Consider the following 15739-nt stretch of genomic DNA (forward strand, 5'->3'; position numbering starts at 1 on the left):
GCCCTGACCGTATATCCAGCCTTCGAACAGTAAATGAAGTTAAAAACACATATACCGATATTTTCACTTGAAAACTCCAGCAAAAGAGGGTGGGAGATCAGCAAATATTCCAAGGAGGACAATGTTGATCTTATCTTTAAGGCGGTGCATCGTGATGACCATTATATCTTCATATTTCAGCAAAAGGGCAAGAGCAGGATTATGATTGATTTCGATACCGTTTCTATCGATGATGCTGCCGTGCTCTGTATCTTGCCAGGACAGGCGCATCAAGGTATTCTGGCACATCATGTTGAAGCGTGGTTTCTTGCAGTGAAACCCGAGATGGTCAAAGATTCCTATCGTCATTTTTTTGTGAATCAGGGTTCCGATCCCCGGTTGGCGGCATTTGGCATCCAGGAATCGAAACATTTAAGTCAAATGATGAAACTACTTACTTCTTTAAGTGATTTGCACGATGAAAATTACTATAAAGAAGAGGTCAACCGCTCCTTAATTAATGCTTGCCTTGGAATGATCATCAGTGAATTTCAAACACTTAGCCCGGCTAGATATCAGAATACCTCAAGGTCAGCCACAATTACCAGGTTGTTCCGCTGCCTGCTTTTACAGGCTTTTAAAACCATGAAAACCCCCGCAGGTTACGCTGCAGCTTTGCATATTTCGCCGACCTATCTAAATGAAGTTGTTAAGAAAAGCACAGGCTTTTCTGTCAGCTACTGGATCCATCAGGAAATTATTCTGGAAGCCAAACGAAAATTATTCTACACTGATTCATCCGTAAAAGAAATTGCGGAGCAGTTGGGCTATGAGGACTACAGCTATTTTACACGCGTCTTTACCAGGGTATCCGGCATTTCGCCAATCGCATTCAGGCAGAAATACCGGGAATCATCCTAGATATACTCTAATACATCCATTGTCCTGCCCTGATTATTCCCGTTGCTTTGTTTTATTGAACAATTCATATGGAATCATCAACTTTTTTTCACTTTGTATACATCCTTGGGGCATTGAAAATGACCGCAGCTGCCTACCGTTTGCTTGCTTTTATAAATATGTATATCAGTCCTTCGACATTGGATAGATACCTGACAAGGGGGGCTTACGCCTTGGTAACATTTGCCTCGGAAGGTCTTGGAAGAGATCTGGTGATGGAGCTTGCTAAAAGTGGATTCAATCTTGTGCTTCATGGAAGGGATGAACTCATGCTGAGTCTGACTAAGATTGATGTGCTGAATTTAAACCCTTCTTTAAACGTAATTATGATGCTCCAGGGGCAAGGCAAAACGTCTGATTTAGATATTTCAATGATAGACACAGTTCCAATCACGGTTTTAGTGAATAACATCGGAGATCCGCAAGCCAATCAACAACCTGATGGTTTATCGCGAATGCGTCTCGCAAAATCCTTATCAGCCTGTCTTTCAAAACCTGCTCTTTTATTAAATGTGGTGTCTTGTAATATGCATTATGCAATTCCTTATCAGGCATTACTTGCCGGATCAGAAATATACTATGATCTATTTTGCAAATCTCTTTCCACTGAACCAGATCAAATAGAGACCATATCCATGTTTACAGGAAGATTTATCAGCAAGCCTGGTGAAAAACCAGTTGGCATTTTAACACCCGGCAGTGAAATTTATGCTAAGTCTGTATTATCAGGAATTGGTTGTGGAAAAAAGTGTTTAATTCCTTATTGGCCACATGCAATCCAGTCCTACTTATTTTCCATTCTTCCCGCTGCTTTATTGGATGACCTGATCCGGGGTTCGGAAAACAATAAGGTGAAAAGTTCCCTATAAAACAGATAAACAGAAGCGTAAAACTGTGAATTACAATTTAAACTCAATAATATCAATATGAAATTCAATACCATCCTGTCTCTCATCGCGATGTTTTCGATTAGTGTAAGCTATGCGCAAAACTCGATAAAGGAACTTAGCATGAAAACTGCTGATTCTCTTAAAATGACTTACTTATCAAATGCTGCAATGAGATATCCATTGCTAAGGCAGGGTTTCGTATCTGCTGAAGTATTAGGCAGAGGAAATATTGATGCTGAATTGAACGGCAACAATTTATATAAGGGTAAAAGCCAGATTTCGAGGATCAGGTCTGTCTTCAATATTCCTGTTGTCCGTTTTGGCAAAAATACAATTTCATCCACACTTAGTTATTTACAACAAAGTGTGAATGTTACCGATGTAAAGAGTTATAATCCCTATGTCACATCAACTGATTTTAATTATAGAAAATCGACAATCGGTCTTACCGCGGTCTTTACCAGAGTAGATTCTCTATTCAACCGACCCGTTGCCTATTCGGCAAGTGTATCAGGACTTACGGACGATCTGTCCAGAATCCGAAGATTTAACTATCTCGGTCTGGTTTCTGTTAACCTTAAACGTACCCCTACAACTTCCTATTCAGTAGGAGGAGTGGTAATTATTGATCCATCGTCTCCTTCACCATTCTTACCCATCTTTAGTTACTGGCATAAATTTAAATCATCCGACCTTGAATTATTTGTCGACATCCCAAGTCGCATCATGCTGAGAAAGCAATTTTCTGAAAGGGCATGGGCATCTTTCGGGACTGAACTTTCTGGTAATCTTGCTTTTTTCGATTTTGATAAAGCCATATTGCCACGGGATTTCAGCCACTCTTCCATTGAATTAAAAACCGGACCAACCGTTGAATACCTGATCTATAAGAAAATTATATTGGGTATAAACGGCGGGTTGATGACAACGAATTCTTCGAGATTTTTTAGGAAAGAGGATCGTCCAGATGATTATTTTATGAAAAATAAGAATGACGCTGTTCCCTATATCAATTTTTCAATTTCCTTCCTTCCATTTCTTAACGCAGTCAGATAAATCAGCGCTAATTCAAATTCCCTTCTCATATTTTCCATCACCTTAAACGTCCCAGACCTTCCTGCTGCACGCGACTTCTTTCAGGCACATTTAGATTTCAAATGCGCTGATATTAAACCCAACGGTAAAATTTCAGTAGATGAGATGAATACCGGTATAGACGAGATTTCACTGAACTATTTCCATATTGAATTTTATCTGAAGAACGAAGCTGCAGTACTGGATAAGTTTTTGCAGTTACCTTACCATAAAATATTAAATAATACTTCGTTTTTTTAGAGATAATCCTTATCATTGAAAAAAAATATCTTTTTGATGTATCTGATTTTAACCGGGCAAACCACACAGCCTGAAATTGCGTAACCAAGCCTGATCATTTTACAGGCAATGACTTAATCTCCGATTAAGCAGTTATTCTATTGTTTTAAAATCAAGAAATTCCAATGTTTTTTATAGAATCTACACGGTTAAAATTAATCCCGTTAACACACCAGTTATTACGTTTATGTCAGGTTAGCAGGCCTGCAATGGAACAATCGTTGGGAATAAATATATCCACTATGCAAGTCGAGCCTTCCTATCAGGTAGAACTTGATGATGCCCTGCTTAACTTCTGGCTCCCAAAAACGAAAATACATCCGAAGCGGTATCAATGGTATACCAACTGGGAGATTGTCGACAAAGCCGCCAACATCACCATTGGTGGAATTGGCTTTGTAGGCCATGCGGATGAAAACGGAATCGTAGAAATGGGCTATATGATCGACCAGCAGCAACAAAGAAAGGGCTATGCGACAGAAGCCATCCGCGCTATGGTAAACTGGGCCTTTCAGGATGAGGTAGTGGAGGCAGTGATTGCAAAGACTGCTCCGGGAAACTTTCCTTCACAAAAAGTGTTACTTAAAAATGGGTTTGTACAAATCGCAGGAACAGAAAAATTACTTGCGTTTAAAAAGAAACGGAGATAATCAAACCATATTTTTACTACTTTAGAAAATGCTTGAAGCCATATTCAGTTGGGTCTTTGAAACCTGGTATAATGCTTTTATAGCATTATTGCTCTTTTTTAATGTGCTGTACTGGTCCGTAACCGGTACCGGGATTTTGGTATTCCGGTATCTGGTTCGTAAAAGAGGCTTAACAAAAGTAGCCAACCACCATCTTTATGCCGGGCAACTGAGGACAGAAATAGGGCAAAGTATGCGGTCCATTCTCGTATTCAGTCTGCAGGGGATACTCATTCAGCAAGGAATTAAGCAGGGCTGGTTTCAGATCAGTTACGAGCTCAACTGGTGGTTGTTGCCCCAAATTATTGCCTTATTCTTTTGGAATGAAATCCACTTTTACTTTTCCCATGCCTTACTTCATACCCGGTTTATGATGCGGCATATCCATAAAGTACACCACCAATCTAAGGAACCAACTCTCTTTTCTACTTTCAGTTTTCATTGGATAGAAGCCTTTTTATTGGGTACTGTGATCGTATTTCCTTTACTCATTTTTCCCTTTCAGGCATTGGCAATTTTATCCTTACCGGTGATGAGCCTGGTCATCAACCTGCTGGGCCATTGCAACTATGATTTTTTTAGTCAGCATGCTCCCGAACATTTATTGAAATTTTCCTATCGCCATAGCATGCACCATAAAAAAGGAAAAGGTAACCTGGGTTTCTTATTGCCCTGGCTGGACAAGATTTTTAACACTACCGTAAAAAACATTTCATGAACAAAGTATTCATCACCTCCACGGGAAGCTTCCTGCCGAATGAACCGGTAGGCAATGAAGAGATGGAGCATTACCTCGGAAAGATCAATAATGTGCAGTCCCGTACAAAGGATATATTTCTGCGGAAAAACGGCATTAAAAACCGCCATTATGCATTGGATACCCATCAGAACACGACACATAAAGCCTATGAAATGGCCGCATTGGCGGTAAAGGATTGTATAGAACGAAGTCATCTCGATGCGGCAAAAGTAGAGATGCTGAGTGCCGCAACGACTCAAAGCGACCTGCCCGTGCCTGGTTTTGCAAGTATGGTACATGCAGAAAGCGGGATTAGCCGGTGCGGCCTGGCCTCGCATCAGAGTGTCTGCGCTGCAGGGATGATGGCCATCCAGAATGCCTACCTCCAGGTGAAATCAGAAACGGTCCGCAATGCCGTTTGCTGTGCCGCGGAGTTACCCAGCAGGATGTTCAAATCTAAACGATTTGAAGGTCAGCAGGCTTTTGCAGTTGAAGGGGCTACGCTTCCTCTGGAAACAGATTTCCTCCGCTGGATGCTGAGTGATGGAGCAGGAGCAATGCTGCTGCAGGACGATCCTGGCGATGCACTCGCGCTGGAAATAGAATGGATAGACCTGAAGTCTTATGCGCATGCTTATGAAGTCTGCATGTATACAGGAACAAATAAGGAAAATGATGGCAGCGTATTGAAAACCTGGCTCGATTATGACACCATTAGCGAAGCCAACTTTGCGGGCGCACTAAACCTGAAACAAGACATGCAACAGGTCGACAATATTGTTAAACTGGGGATACAGCGTTTTTTTGAACTCATCGACGAAGGAAGGTTTCAGCCTGAAGATATTGACCGTTTGGTTTGTCATTATTCTTCTCATCATTTTAAACCACAAATTGTAGAACTCCTGAAAAACGGAGGTATAGAGATTCCGGCAGAGAAATGGTTTAGTAATTTATATACGGTAGGAAATATCGGTTCTGCGTCCATTTTTGTGATGCTGGATGAACTGATGAAAAGTGGCACACTCAAAGCAGGACAAAAGATCTTATGTATGGTGCCTGAAAGCGGGCGGTTTATTACGGGATATATGATGCTGACCGTTAGGGAAGGCGCTGTGAGCGGAGCCTCGGGCTATACGGAAGTGATCGCGGAGATCAAAGCACCCGAAATCAGGGTTCAGGAGAAACCGGTACAGGAATGGCTGGTGCGTCAGCTGACCGGAGTCTGGTTTGATTTTGAAAGGGGATTACAGCAGGTTCCGGTTGTTAAAAAGATCTTTAAAGGAACTTTAACTTTAGAAGAGTACAAGCGATTGCTGGTAAATCTGCGTCAGCAGGTGATAGACGGTTCTCAATGGATTGCCCGCGCGGCTTCCAATGTCAGTATGGAATATTTCCCGGTCAGGTCTGCCTTTATCAGACATTCTTCTGATGAACACCGGGATTATCAGATTCTGGAGAAAAACTATATCAATTGCGGTGGGCTCGAAGAAGAAATCCTGACCGGCATTAAGAATATAGGAAGTGAGGCGCTCAGTGCCTTTATGTTTCACAGGGCGAGTCAACCGAATCCTTTTGACCTGCTGGGTGGTATGTTTATCATTGAAGGGCTGGGGAACAGGGTGTCAGGAAAATGGGGCAGGGCCATTCAGCAACAGCTCCAGCTGGATAAGGATCAGGTTTCTTTTTTTATTTACCATGAATCAAGCGATAGCAATGACAACCATTTCGAACGTTTTGAACAGGCGATTCAGTCTGAACTCCTGACCCAACAAATGGCAGAGAAAATTGTTAAAACAGCAAAGGTGGTGGCCAGATTATACACCATGCAACTGGAAGAACTAGATAACTTTTAAAACAACGCATATCTATGCTACACAAAAGAGAACATTACGAAAAGATGGTGAATGAGCCCCGGAATCCGAGCCATTGGCATGCCTTATATCTGGATAAAAGTGTCCCTTTTAATCCGGATGCAAAAGCAGCCTTCCTCTATGATTCTTCCTCGAAAAGCCGTCAGTTTCTATATCCGGTGGCAAAGGTTTTTGCGCGGCTTTGCATCATATTGATGCAGCTTTTTAAGATCGTCGTTCCCAACCTGATTAATGCCCCCAAATTACTCCATAAGTGTTTGTACCTGGGGATGAAGTATTTCATCACGCCGGAAGCAAACTTCGTAATTCTTCGTCATTTTTACCTGGGATCAGAAGTCCTGCGTTTCATCAAAGATAATGTGGATGCTGCGCAGGACATTCCGATGAATCCCTTGAAGCCCTTATCTGTCAATGATGTGAAAGACAACCTGTTTCTGGAGCATGACCTTAACCTTTATAATTTTATCATTAACCTGAACATAGCGATAGCCGAGAAAGGCTTGAAGATTGTCAAAAAAGAGCATCCGGACTTTAGTGCCATTTCCACTGGAGAGATCCCATTTGAGGATTTTAGAGATGGCTGGACAAATTTTATAGACCTCGGTACAGCGATAGAACTCTTTACTCCAGTCTACCAGTTCTACCTGACGGATAATGACTTCTGGAGGGCCACAAATTCCTTACAGCTGGATGAGGTGATCGGGATCTATGCCAGTACGATTATGGATTGCCCTGAAAAGTTAACGGCATTGAATAATAAACATCCAATGATTCCGCTTCCTACTACAGACGCAGCATTCAGGTTATTGCTTCATGGTTTTTCTACAGAAGTATTGCATGCGATGCTGGTTCAGGGAAAGGTAGAGCTTCAGGTTTAACCAATTGTCTTCATTAAATAGCTTTCCAACTGATCAAGTCCTGTATCTATTTCATCGGAATTGTAAACAATTGTACCTGCTTTATTCACCAAGATGCAGGCAGGTATGGCATACACTCCAAAGGACTTCTGAATTTTACTGACCGACGATTTTAAGCGTTCAGATACATTGATCCAGTCTAACTTATTTGACTGAACATGTTTCTTCCAGCGTACGACGTCACCATCATTGTTAAAATAGACAACTTTCAACCCCTTACTTTTATATTTATGATACATTTCTTTCAGCATAGGCAGTTGCTCCTGACATGGACCACACCAGGTTGCGGAGAAAACAATTAAATAGTTTTGCCCTTTAAGCTCCGTGTTACTAAACATTTGATTTTTAACATCTCTAACCTTAAATTCCAAGACCTGCTTTCCAATTTTTGCAGTTTCCAGGCTATTTACAAGTTTTGTTTTTTCCTCATATAATTTTTTAGCCAGAGCAGAATTTTTCATTTGATCACTAAAGGTAGAAAGCGTTTTCAAAATGTCTTTTGTGAAACCTAAAGTATAATCCATGCGACCTAAACTATACAATCCTAATATGCCACCAAAGTCATTCGGATACTCCTCCAGTTTCTTCCTTTGTTCATTTAAAATCTCCATAATTAACGCTCTGGATGGATGATAATAACCGTTGGCTTTTGTACTTTCTGACTTTCGAATCATTATATCGTTCAGTTCATAATAAATATGACTGCCCCTTGCATCCGATTTTAAGTTTAGAACTCTGGAGGTATCATCCGGTAATTCCAGGTTGATGTTATTCTCACCGGAATCAATTACGAAAGAAGCGTATTTAGACTTTCCTTTATCTTTTACGTCGAAACGGGCAAAACGACTGAACTGATCAAGTTGTCCATCTATTCTGACTTGTCCGTTCTCAAAAATCAGGGAATCATATCTCAGCGGAGTAAAGTCCTTATCATTATAAAGCTCAAAGTAAACTTTTCTACCGGATAGGGTAGTACTGTTGGCTTTAATCACAAAGTGATATTGACTAAAGCCAGAAAGGCAAAAACAAAGAAATATCGTCGTCAGTAATGATTTTATCATCATATTCGCTTTTTAGTTAGGATTTCAATTTCCTTAATCAATATATTAACTATTTACGACAATTCATCAGGTTAAACGGGAATAAAAAATACTTGTTAATTTTTCGGTTGTATAGCCGGATGGCTTGCTGTTACTTTGTGTCAGAGAAATTTTATAAAATGAATATGGAACTGAATCTTGAGGAAACTTATTATAAAGCGATTCTTGCAAAAGACAGCGCTTATGAAGGGACATTTATCACCGCCGTAAAAACTACCGGTATCTTTTGTCGCCCCACCTGCAGGGCGCGAAAGCCTAAAAGAGAAAACGTTACATTTTTCAAAAATACAAAAGAAGCCATTTTAAGTGGATACAGGCCATGTAAGGTTTGTAACCCTTTGGAACAACTGGATGAGACCCCTGAGTTTATCAAAACTCTTTTAAACGAACTTGCGGTAGACCCGTCTGTAAAATTTAAGGACTGGGATTTGCTCCAAAGGGGAATTCAGCCCAGCCAGATTCGACGCTGGTTTCTCAAAAATCATGGGATGACTTTCCAGGCCTACCAACGGGCCTTCCGGATCAATTCTGCTTTCAAGAAAATACAACAGGGAGAATCGGTAACCAGTGTTGCTTTTGATTCAGGCTTTGAATCGCTCAGCGGTTTTGGAGAATCCTTTAAAGCCATTTTCGGGATTTCCCCGAAGAAGAGTAAACATTCCACAGTCATAGACCTGACGCGACTGGAAACACCGCTGGGCACCATGTTTGCCTGTGCAACAGCACAGGGAATTTGTCTGTTGGAGTTTTCCGACAGAAAGATGTTGGAAACGGAACTAAAGGCCATTGCAAAATACCTGAACGCAACGATAGTACAAGGAGAAAATAAACATTTCGATACTTTAAGAGCACAGTTAACGGAATATTTTGAGGGAAAAAGGACTGAATTTTTATTACCGATCCACAGCCTTGGAACTGATTTCCAACAGGCAGTCTGGACTGCTTTGCAGGAAATCCCTTATGGAGAGACCTCTACTTACCTCAGACAGGCCACGAGATTAAACAGATCTGAAGCGGTAAGAGCGGTTGGAAATGCAAATGGGATGAATAGAATTTCCATTCTGGTCCCTTGTCATAGGGTAGTGGGTACTGATGGTAATTTAACGGGTTATGGTGGCGGATTATGGAGAAAGAAATGGTTACTGGAGCACGAACAAAAACATCTTACGACAAAATAGTTATCCCCACATAGAAAGAGAAACAATAACTACAGGAATAAATAAAATAATTTATAAAAAAAAGTTCAGCTTTAGTAAAACGGTTTACAAGTACTGCTGACTGTGCTTTTATGGATACGAGTTTTCTACAATACACTTAAATTGAATAGGTTAACTTAATTTGTTGGTTGATTTTGATAAAATTCTTTATTTTTGGATATTAATTAAAAATTTTAGATAAAAACTTTTATTAATTTTCGCGCTCTTATGAATACTATTTTGGAACAGCACACCATGTTTAAGGCCTTGGAAATGGCAGATTTATCTGTCGGGGATAGACTTATCAATTTAGGAGAAATACTTGAAATAGAAGAATCAGATTATAATTATTCTCTCGTGATTGCAAGAATGGGGCAGCGACAGGTGTGGACCTTTAATAAGGAGTCCGCACTTTTTGTAGAGTAGTTGACATTTTCCTTGTTCCTGATCTAATGGACCTTCTTTCTACTCAGGAAGAAGGTCAGCAGGGTTAATGAAACCAGCACCAGATAACTTATTCCCAGACTGCGCTGCCCTTCGGCGGGAATCATATACACAATTCCATAGCTAAGAACTGAAGTAATGACATAGATTGATCCTCCGGTAACCCCGCTGGCTATACCTGCATTTTTTGGGAATAAGCTTAAACAATAAGAGAAATAGTTGTTAAAGATAAAGCCTGCAATGAAATGAATGACGAAAGCAAAGGTCATCATCGTATTCAGATTCGAGTAAAAAGCAGGACTAAAGATCATCAGGACTACGATTGCCAATTGAACGATAATGGCAATCATCATCTTTTTGAAAAATGGGCGGTTGAGAGTTGCCTTTCCGAGAAATCCTCCCAATAACAAAGCGATGCCCAGCACCAGGGCGCAATATCCCGTGGTAATGGCCGGCTGCTTAAAGGCATGTTCAATGATGAATGGTCCGCTCATTCCATAGACCATAAATACTGAATTCGCCAGGCCCAGAACAATAAGGCCTAAGCTAAAGCTCGTTGTGCTGAGCATTGAACCATATACTTTGACGATAGACCTGAAATGAAAAGTCTGGAATGTACTTAACGATTCTCCACCAAAACAAAGTTCCAGCAGCACCATGATCAAGGCAAAAGTTCCTAAAAGATAGAAATTGGATTCCCATCCGAATGCGGTTTGAAGGTATCCGCCAAAGAAAGGGGCAATAATCGGAGCAGCAGACCAGACGATGGAAAATAAGCTGGTATAGTGTTTCAGTTGTTCTCCGGAAAATATGTCGACAAAATATGCTCTTTTACCTACTACAATGGTGGCTACCGTAATTCCATGAACAATCCTCATCAGGTAGATCAGGTATATGCTGTTTGAGCGGGCGATGGTAAAACTGGCAATACTGAATAGCAATAATGCGGCGACGGTTAGTTTATACCGGCCAAAGCTGTCTAATAAACTACCAACGAAGAGTTGTGAAATGCCATAGCTGATCATGAAGAAAACGATGGTCAGCTGTACTTCCGCATTGGTCACCTGCAGGTGACTGGCCATTGCCGGTAAAGAGGGAAGGTAGATATCTGTCGCCAGCCCGGAAAGTGGGATCAGTATAAATGCGAGTAAGGTACCTATCCCGTTCTGATTTTTCTCTATAGTTCTCATTGCAGCACAAAGGTAAATCCAATACCTGTCTACCACGAGCAGAAAACAAAGGAATAGTTACAAAAATCAAAGAATTTGCCGATGTTAATTGTAGTTCTTAAAAACGGAAGGGCTAAGGCCTGTGTTCTTTTTGAAGTAGTTGTTAAAGTGTGCCGGATAATCGAATCCAAGACAATAGCCAATCTCGGCTACATCCCAATCTGTATGTTTCAATAAGCTCTTGGCCTCTGCTATAATCCTGCTGCTGATCATTTGTGTAGTGGTCTTTCCGGTATGAGACTTTATCACATAATTCAGGTGGTTGACATGGATGTTCAGGTGACTGGCAAATTCTGATGCACTTTTCAGCTTCAATGGATTTTCCGGTGAATCTACAGGAAACTGACGTTCCAGGAGGTCCAGAAACATCGGGGTGATCCTATCTGAAGCGCCGGGTTGTACAATGGGATCCTGAACAGCATGCAGCTTGATTCCTTCGTGGATGATGAGTTTCAAAATGCTCCGGATCACTTCAAATTTGTACTCGTAGTCGCTTTTTAGTTCATTTACCAGCTGTACAAAATAAGTGTTGACCCGCTCATACTCAGTCGCATTCAGGAAATAGAAGGGTTCCATTAAAGGGTTGAAAAGCGGGCAGCTTCTTTCCAGTCCTTTCTTCATTTCCGGAGAAACAAAGGAGTCGTTAAATAAGCAATAATAGCCCGTTTGTTTTTTAGATACCGATTCCCAGGAATAGGGAACCGTTGGATTGGAAAAGACCAATGCCGGACGGTCTATCTCAATGATCCTGTTCGCCACATGCAGTTTTCCCTTCCCTTTGGTGAGGCAGATTTTATAATGATCCCTGCGGTTATAGGGGGTAATTTTTCCGGAATAACTTCTCTCTTTAACATTAAAATGGCTAGGCTGACCTGCAGGATTTAGCAACTCAGAGGGCACAGCCTGGTTTGTTCTTTTGTAGAACTGATCAATTGTCTCAACAGAATTCATGTTCAATGGATTGAATATTTCAAAGAATAAAGATAAATTATTCTTTGAAATATCGCAATGTCGCGTATGGCCCCTCATATTGTCGTGTTTACACAGCTATAGTTTTCCTGTCTGCGTTTAGCTTTGTAAGCCAACCCCCGAAATATTAAGTTATGAGTACAAACATGTTTGTTAATCTGCCAGTCAGAAATCTGGAAAAGGCCATTGACTTTTTTACAAAACTGGGTTTCAAATTTAATAACGAGTTTACGGACGAGAAAGCAACCTGTATGGTTGTCGCAGATAATATCTTTGTCATGTTGCTGGTAAAAGAGTTCTTTCAGACTTTGATCAGCAAAGAAATTGTGGATGCAAATTACAGTACCGAGGTTATCATTACCTTATCTGCTGCCAGCAGGGAAAGCGTTGATGAGATGGTCAGGAGAGCAGTTCAGGCGGGTGCAACGACGCCAAATGGCAAGCAGGATGATGGCTGGATGTATGGCCATGGCTTTCAGGACCTGGACGGACACCTCTGGGCAATCATGTGTATCGATGAAAACACCTTACGTCAAACGGACTAAATTGTTACAATTTTCCAAATCGATTCCTCCTGTTTTATATTAACTTAACCGCATATTTTCTAATCAACCGGTTAACCTAATTCAAGGAACGATGAATCGTAAAAGCATGTGTTTTGCTGTAGTTTTTCTAACGATAGCTTATTTATCCCCAGTCAGCGCGCAGGTCATCCCAAGTCCAAAATCACATTTTGGATTCCACATTGGCGATGATTATAAACTGGCCAATTATTCCCAGACGGAAGCCTATTTCAAAAAGCTGGCAGGAATATCTAACCGGGTAATTTTAAAGTCAATCGGAGAAACTGAAGAAAACAGGAAACAATATGTGATGGTGATTTCTTCTCCGGAAAACCTGAAGAAAATCGGACGTTATAAAGAGATTTCCCAGAAACTGGCCAGGGCAGAAGGGCTGACCGATGAAGAAGCTAAAAAGCTTGCTCTGGAAGGAAAACCCATCGTTTGGATTGACGGAGGATTACATGCTACAGAAATGGTGGCGACTCAGCAATTGATAGAAATCTATTACAAGTTGCTGAGTGCCAATGATGCGGAAACCATGCGCATACTGGACAATGTGATCATCCTTTTATCTCAGGTCAACCCTGACGGACAGGAACTGGTTGCAAACTGGTACATGCAGGAGCAGGATCCTGCTAAAAGAAATATGAATGTTCCCCGTCTGTATCAGAAATATATCGGCCATGACAACAACAGGGATTTCTACATGATGAACATGAAGGAAAGCACCAATATTGCCAGGCAACAATACATCGAATGGATGCCGCAGATCATTTACAATCACCACCAGACGGCACCTTCGGGAGCAGTCGTAGCAGGACCTCCATACCGCGATCCATTCAATTATGTCTATGATCCTTTACTCATCACCGGAATTGATGGGGTAGCTGCTTCGATGATCAACAGGCTGAACACAGAGAATAAACCAGGATATACCCGTCTCAGTGGATCTGTCTATTCGACCTGGTGGAACGGAGGATTAAGAACAACGCCATATTTTCACAATATGATCGGAATCCTGACAGAAATCACCGGAAGTCCGACTCCTTCAGAAATCCCGCTGGTACCGGAAAGACTAATTCCCAATAACGCAACACCAAATCCGGTGAGGCCTCAGAAATGGAACTTCAGACAATCTATAGACTATTCTGTTTCGTTGAACTATGGAATCCTGGATTATGCCAGCCGGCTAGGCGATCAGCTGCTGTACAACATCTATGTGATGGGTAGAAATGCCATTCAGAAAGGAAATCAGGACAACTGGACCTTAACGCCTAAACATGTAGCAGCGATCACTGCTGCTTTTGAAAAAGACAAAAAAGATGGAATATTGAAAAAGGACAGCACAGGAAAAGTCTCTAATGATATTCCAATGAAATACTATGATGCGGTCTATAAAAACCCTGCTTTGAGAGATGCAAGGGGGTACATCATTCCCGCAGATCAGTCAGATTTCATTACCGCAGTGAAATTCATCAATACCCTGATCAAATCCGGAGTTGAGGTGCAAAAGGCTAAATCAGCTTTTAAAGTAGCAGATAAATCTTATCCCGCAGGCTCTTATGTGGTAAAAGCGAATCAGGCTTTCCGTCCGCATCTGGTAGATATGTTCGAAGCTCAGGATCATCCCAACGATTTTCAGTATCCTGGTGGCCCACCAGTACGTCCTTATGATGCTGCCGGCTGGACATTGGCTTTTCAAATGGGGGTAAAGTTTGACCGCATACTGGATGGTTTTGATGGCCCTTTTGAAAAGATCAGCTATGGGGAATTACAATCTCCGCCAATTTATAAATTAGTGGCTGCAAAAGGATTTTTACTAAGCGCAGCACAGAATAACTCGTTCATTGCGGTAAATGATTTACTCAAAGCAGGAATCGAAGTCTCCAGGCTGACAAAAGCGGAAGGAAATATGCCGGAAGGTTCTTTTTATGTTCCTGAAAAGGGAATGGAAATTCTGGTAAAATCAGGAGTTGCTTTTGGAACAATGGCTTTACAAGCAGAACATAAGCCGAAAGGAATGGTTAGAATTGCTCCCGGACGTATCGCCCTATTTGATCAGTATGGAGGTTCTATGCCTTCCGGTTGGGTAAGGTGGATTTTAGAACAATTCCATTTCTCCTTCCAGCTGATTTATCCTCAGGACATCGATAAAGGAATGCTCAATACCAAATACGATAGAATTCTGTTTATCAGCGGAGGAATACCGGCACTGAGCCAGAAAGCAGTTTCAGGAAGAGGAGGCAGGGCGCCAAAACCGGAAGATATCCCGGAAGCTTTCCGGCCCTGGTTGGGCAGTATCAGTCCGGAGAAATCTATCCCTCAGCTAAAAGAATTTCTGGAAAAAGGAGGGGACATCATCACCATAGGAAGCAGCACCAATCTGGCTTATCACCTTGGGCTACCGGTACGGAATGCGCTTGCAGAAACCAAAGCAGATGGGAAAGAAAGTCCGCTGCCAGGAGATCAATTTTATATCCCAGGAAGTATATTGAAGGCCAGCTTAGCCCAGGATCAGTCTTCAAACTGGGGAATGCCCGGAGAAGTAGATATGGTATTTAACAATAGTCCGGTATTTAAGCTTGGAAAAGAAGCGGAAGCGCAAGGAATAAAACCTTTAGCCTGGTTCGGTAAAGACGATGCGCTGAGAAGTGGCTGGGCCTGGGGACAGTCGTACCTTAAAGATGGGGTAGTGGCCTTTGTGGCGCCTGTAGGTAAAGGAAAACTCTATGCTTTTGGTACGGAGATCACTTTCCGCGCTCAGGCCCATAGTACTTTCAAAATGCTTTTTAACCAGTTGTATCTACATAAGTAACGAT

At 41.6% G+C, this 15739-nt stretch carries 14 protein-coding genes; 11 read left to right on the plus strand and 3 right to left on the minus strand.

All coding sequences use genetic code 11. From position 1 onward, the window contains the following. Positions 1-33 precede the first annotated feature (33 nt). The 7 genes from AAFF35_RS14445 to AAFF35_RS14475 all read left to right on the plus strand — a co-directional run bounded on the left by AAFF35_RS14445 (position 34) and on the right by AAFF35_RS14475 (position 7380). Positions 34-900 (plus strand): helix-turn-helix domain-containing protein, encoded by an 867-nt coding sequence (locus tag AAFF35_RS14445; protein ID WP_342333224.1) that lies wholly within the window; start codon positions 34-36, stop codon positions 898-900. 68 nt (positions 901-968) lie between these two features. Next, on the plus strand, positions 969-1808 hold the full coding sequence (locus tag AAFF35_RS14450) for a hypothetical protein (RefSeq protein ID WP_342333225.1): 840 nt from the start codon (positions 969-971) through the stop codon (positions 1806-1808). A 57-nt stretch (positions 1809-1865) separates the two neighbouring features. Continuing rightward, positions 1866-2885 carry a hypothetical protein gene (locus AAFF35_RS14455; RefSeq protein ID WP_342333226.1) on the plus strand — a complete coding sequence of 340 codons (1020 nt, stop codon included), beginning with the start codon at positions 1866-1868 and terminating at the stop codon, positions 2883-2885. A 560-nt stretch (positions 2886-3445) separates the two neighbouring features. Beyond that, positions 3446-3853, plus strand: coding sequence for a GNAT family N-acetyltransferase (locus AAFF35_RS14460; protein ID WP_342333227.1), 408 nt, complete (start codon positions 3446-3448; stop codon positions 3851-3853). 28 nt (positions 3854-3881) lie between these two features. Continuing rightward, positions 3882-4610 (plus strand): sterol desaturase family protein, encoded by a 729-nt coding sequence (locus tag AAFF35_RS14465; protein ID WP_342333228.1) that lies wholly within the window; start codon positions 3882-3884, stop codon positions 4608-4610. Continuing rightward, entirely contained in the window at positions 4607-6484 is a 1878-nt protein-coding gene (locus tag AAFF35_RS14470) for a beta-ketoacyl-ACP synthase III (RefSeq protein ID WP_342333229.1), read from the plus strand. The genes AAFF35_RS14465 and AAFF35_RS14470 overlap by 4 nt, the downstream gene beginning before the upstream one ends. A gap of 14 nt (positions 6485-6498) precedes the next feature. After that, positions 6499-7380, plus strand: a complete 882-nt coding sequence (locus tag AAFF35_RS14475) for a hypothetical protein (protein WP_342333230.1) — start codon at positions 6499-6501, stop codon at positions 7378-7380. Here the strand turns inward: AAFF35_RS14475 and AAFF35_RS14480 are convergent. Beyond that, positions 7377-8483 (minus strand): TlpA disulfide reductase family protein, encoded by a 1107-nt coding sequence (locus AAFF35_RS14480; protein ID WP_342333231.1) that lies wholly within the window; start codon positions 8481-8483, stop codon positions 7377-7379. The genes AAFF35_RS14475 and AAFF35_RS14480 overlap by 4 nt on opposite strands. A gap of 161 nt (positions 8484-8644) precedes the next feature. Here AAFF35_RS14480 and AAFF35_RS14485 point away from each other — a divergent pair, with 161 nt between their 5' ends. Together AAFF35_RS14485 and AAFF35_RS14490 are read left to right on the plus strand one after the other, a co-directional pair. Next, positions 8645-9697 carry a methylated-DNA--[protein]-cysteine S-methyltransferase gene (locus tag AAFF35_RS14485; RefSeq protein WP_342333232.1) on the plus strand — a complete coding sequence of 351 codons (1053 nt, stop codon included), beginning with the start codon at positions 8645-8647 and terminating at the stop codon, positions 9695-9697. 246 nt (positions 9698-9943) lie between these two features. After that, positions 9944-10141, plus strand: a complete 198-nt coding sequence (locus AAFF35_RS14490) for a hypothetical protein (RefSeq protein WP_342333233.1) — start codon at positions 9944-9946, stop codon at positions 10139-10141. 23 nt (positions 10142-10164) lie between these two features. Here the strand turns inward: AAFF35_RS14490 and AAFF35_RS14495 are convergent, their stop codons facing one another. Together AAFF35_RS14495 and AAFF35_RS14500 are read right to left on the minus strand one after the other, a co-directional pair. After that, positions 10165-11349, minus strand: a complete 1185-nt coding sequence (locus AAFF35_RS14495; protein ID WP_342333234.1) for an MFS transporter — start codon at positions 11347-11349, stop codon at positions 10165-10167. Positions 11350-11433: 84 nt separating this feature from the next. Then, positions 11434-12339, minus strand: coding sequence for a helix-turn-helix domain-containing protein (locus AAFF35_RS14500; protein ID WP_342333235.1), 906 nt, complete (start codon positions 12337-12339; stop codon positions 11434-11436). A gap of 152 nt (positions 12340-12491) precedes the next feature. Here AAFF35_RS14500 and AAFF35_RS14505 point away from each other — a divergent pair, with 152 nt between their 5' ends. Together AAFF35_RS14505 and AAFF35_RS14510 are read left to right on the plus strand one after the other, a co-directional pair. Then, positions 12492-12902, plus strand: a complete 411-nt coding sequence (locus AAFF35_RS14505) for a VOC family protein (protein ID WP_342333236.1) — start codon at positions 12492-12494, stop codon at positions 12900-12902. Between the two features lie 91 nt (positions 12903-12993). Beyond that, the gene (locus AAFF35_RS14510; RefSeq protein ID WP_342333237.1) at positions 12994-15735 is read left to right on the plus strand and encodes a M14 metallopeptidase family protein; all 2742 of its coding nucleotides are present in this window, start codon (positions 12994-12996) and stop codon (positions 15733-15735) included. The last annotated feature ends 4 nt before the right edge of the window (positions 15736-15739 follow it).

This window comes from Pedobacter sp. FW305-3-2-15-E-R2A2, assembly GCF_038446955.1.
In the GTDB taxonomy this organism is placed as follows: Bacteria; Bacteroidota; Bacteroidia; order Sphingobacteriales; family Sphingobacteriaceae; genus Pedobacter.

What these genes read in the sequence shown, in the direction of transcription:
- AAFF35_RS14470 (WP_342333229.1), top strand. Translation starts at nt 4,607, where the DNA reads ATGAACAAAGTATTCATCACCTCCACGGGAAGCTTCCTGCCGAATGAA.
- AAFF35_RS14460 (WP_342333227.1), top strand. Translation starts at nt 3,446, where the DNA reads ATGCAAGTCGAGCCTTCCTATCAGGTAGAACTTGATGATGCCCTGCTT.
- AAFF35_RS14495 (WP_342333234.1), bottom strand. Translation starts at nt 11,349, where the DNA reads ATGAGAACTATAGAGAAAAATCAGAACGGGATAGGTACCTTACTCGCA.
- AAFF35_RS14510 (WP_342333237.1), top strand. Translation starts at nt 12,994, where the DNA reads ATGAATCGTAAAAGCATGTGTTTTGCTGTAGTTTTTCTAACGATAGCT.
- AAFF35_RS14445 (WP_342333224.1), top strand. Translation starts at nt 34, where the DNA reads ATGAAGTTAAAAACACATATACCGATATTTTCACTTGAAAACTCCAGC.
- AAFF35_RS14480 (WP_342333231.1), bottom strand. Translation starts at nt 8,483, where the DNA reads ATGATGATAAAATCATTACTGACGACGATATTTCTTTGTTTTTGCCTT.
- AAFF35_RS14485 (WP_342333232.1), top strand. Translation starts at nt 8,645, where the DNA reads ATGGAACTGAATCTTGAGGAAACTTATTATAAAGCGATTCTTGCAAAA.
- AAFF35_RS14490 (WP_342333233.1), top strand. Translation starts at nt 9,944, where the DNA reads ATGAATACTATTTTGGAACAGCACACCATGTTTAAGGCCTTGGAAATG.
- AAFF35_RS14455 (WP_342333226.1), top strand. Translation starts at nt 1,866, where the DNA reads ATGAAATTCAATACCATCCTGTCTCTCATCGCGATGTTTTCGATTAGT.
- AAFF35_RS14475 (WP_342333230.1), top strand. Translation starts at nt 6,499, where the DNA reads ATGCTACACAAAAGAGAACATTACGAAAAGATGGTGAATGAGCCCCGG.
- AAFF35_RS14450 (WP_342333225.1), top strand. Translation starts at nt 969, where the DNA reads ATGGAATCATCAACTTTTTTTCACTTTGTATACATCCTTGGGGCATTG.
- AAFF35_RS14465 (WP_342333228.1), top strand. Translation starts at nt 3,882, where the DNA reads ATGCTTGAAGCCATATTCAGTTGGGTCTTTGAAACCTGGTATAATGCT.
- AAFF35_RS14505 (WP_342333236.1), top strand. Translation starts at nt 12,492, where the DNA reads ATGAGTACAAACATGTTTGTTAATCTGCCAGTCAGAAATCTGGAAAAG.
- AAFF35_RS14500 (WP_342333235.1), bottom strand. Translation starts at nt 12,339, where the DNA reads ATGAATTCTGTTGAGACAATTGATCAGTTCTACAAAAGAACAAACCAG.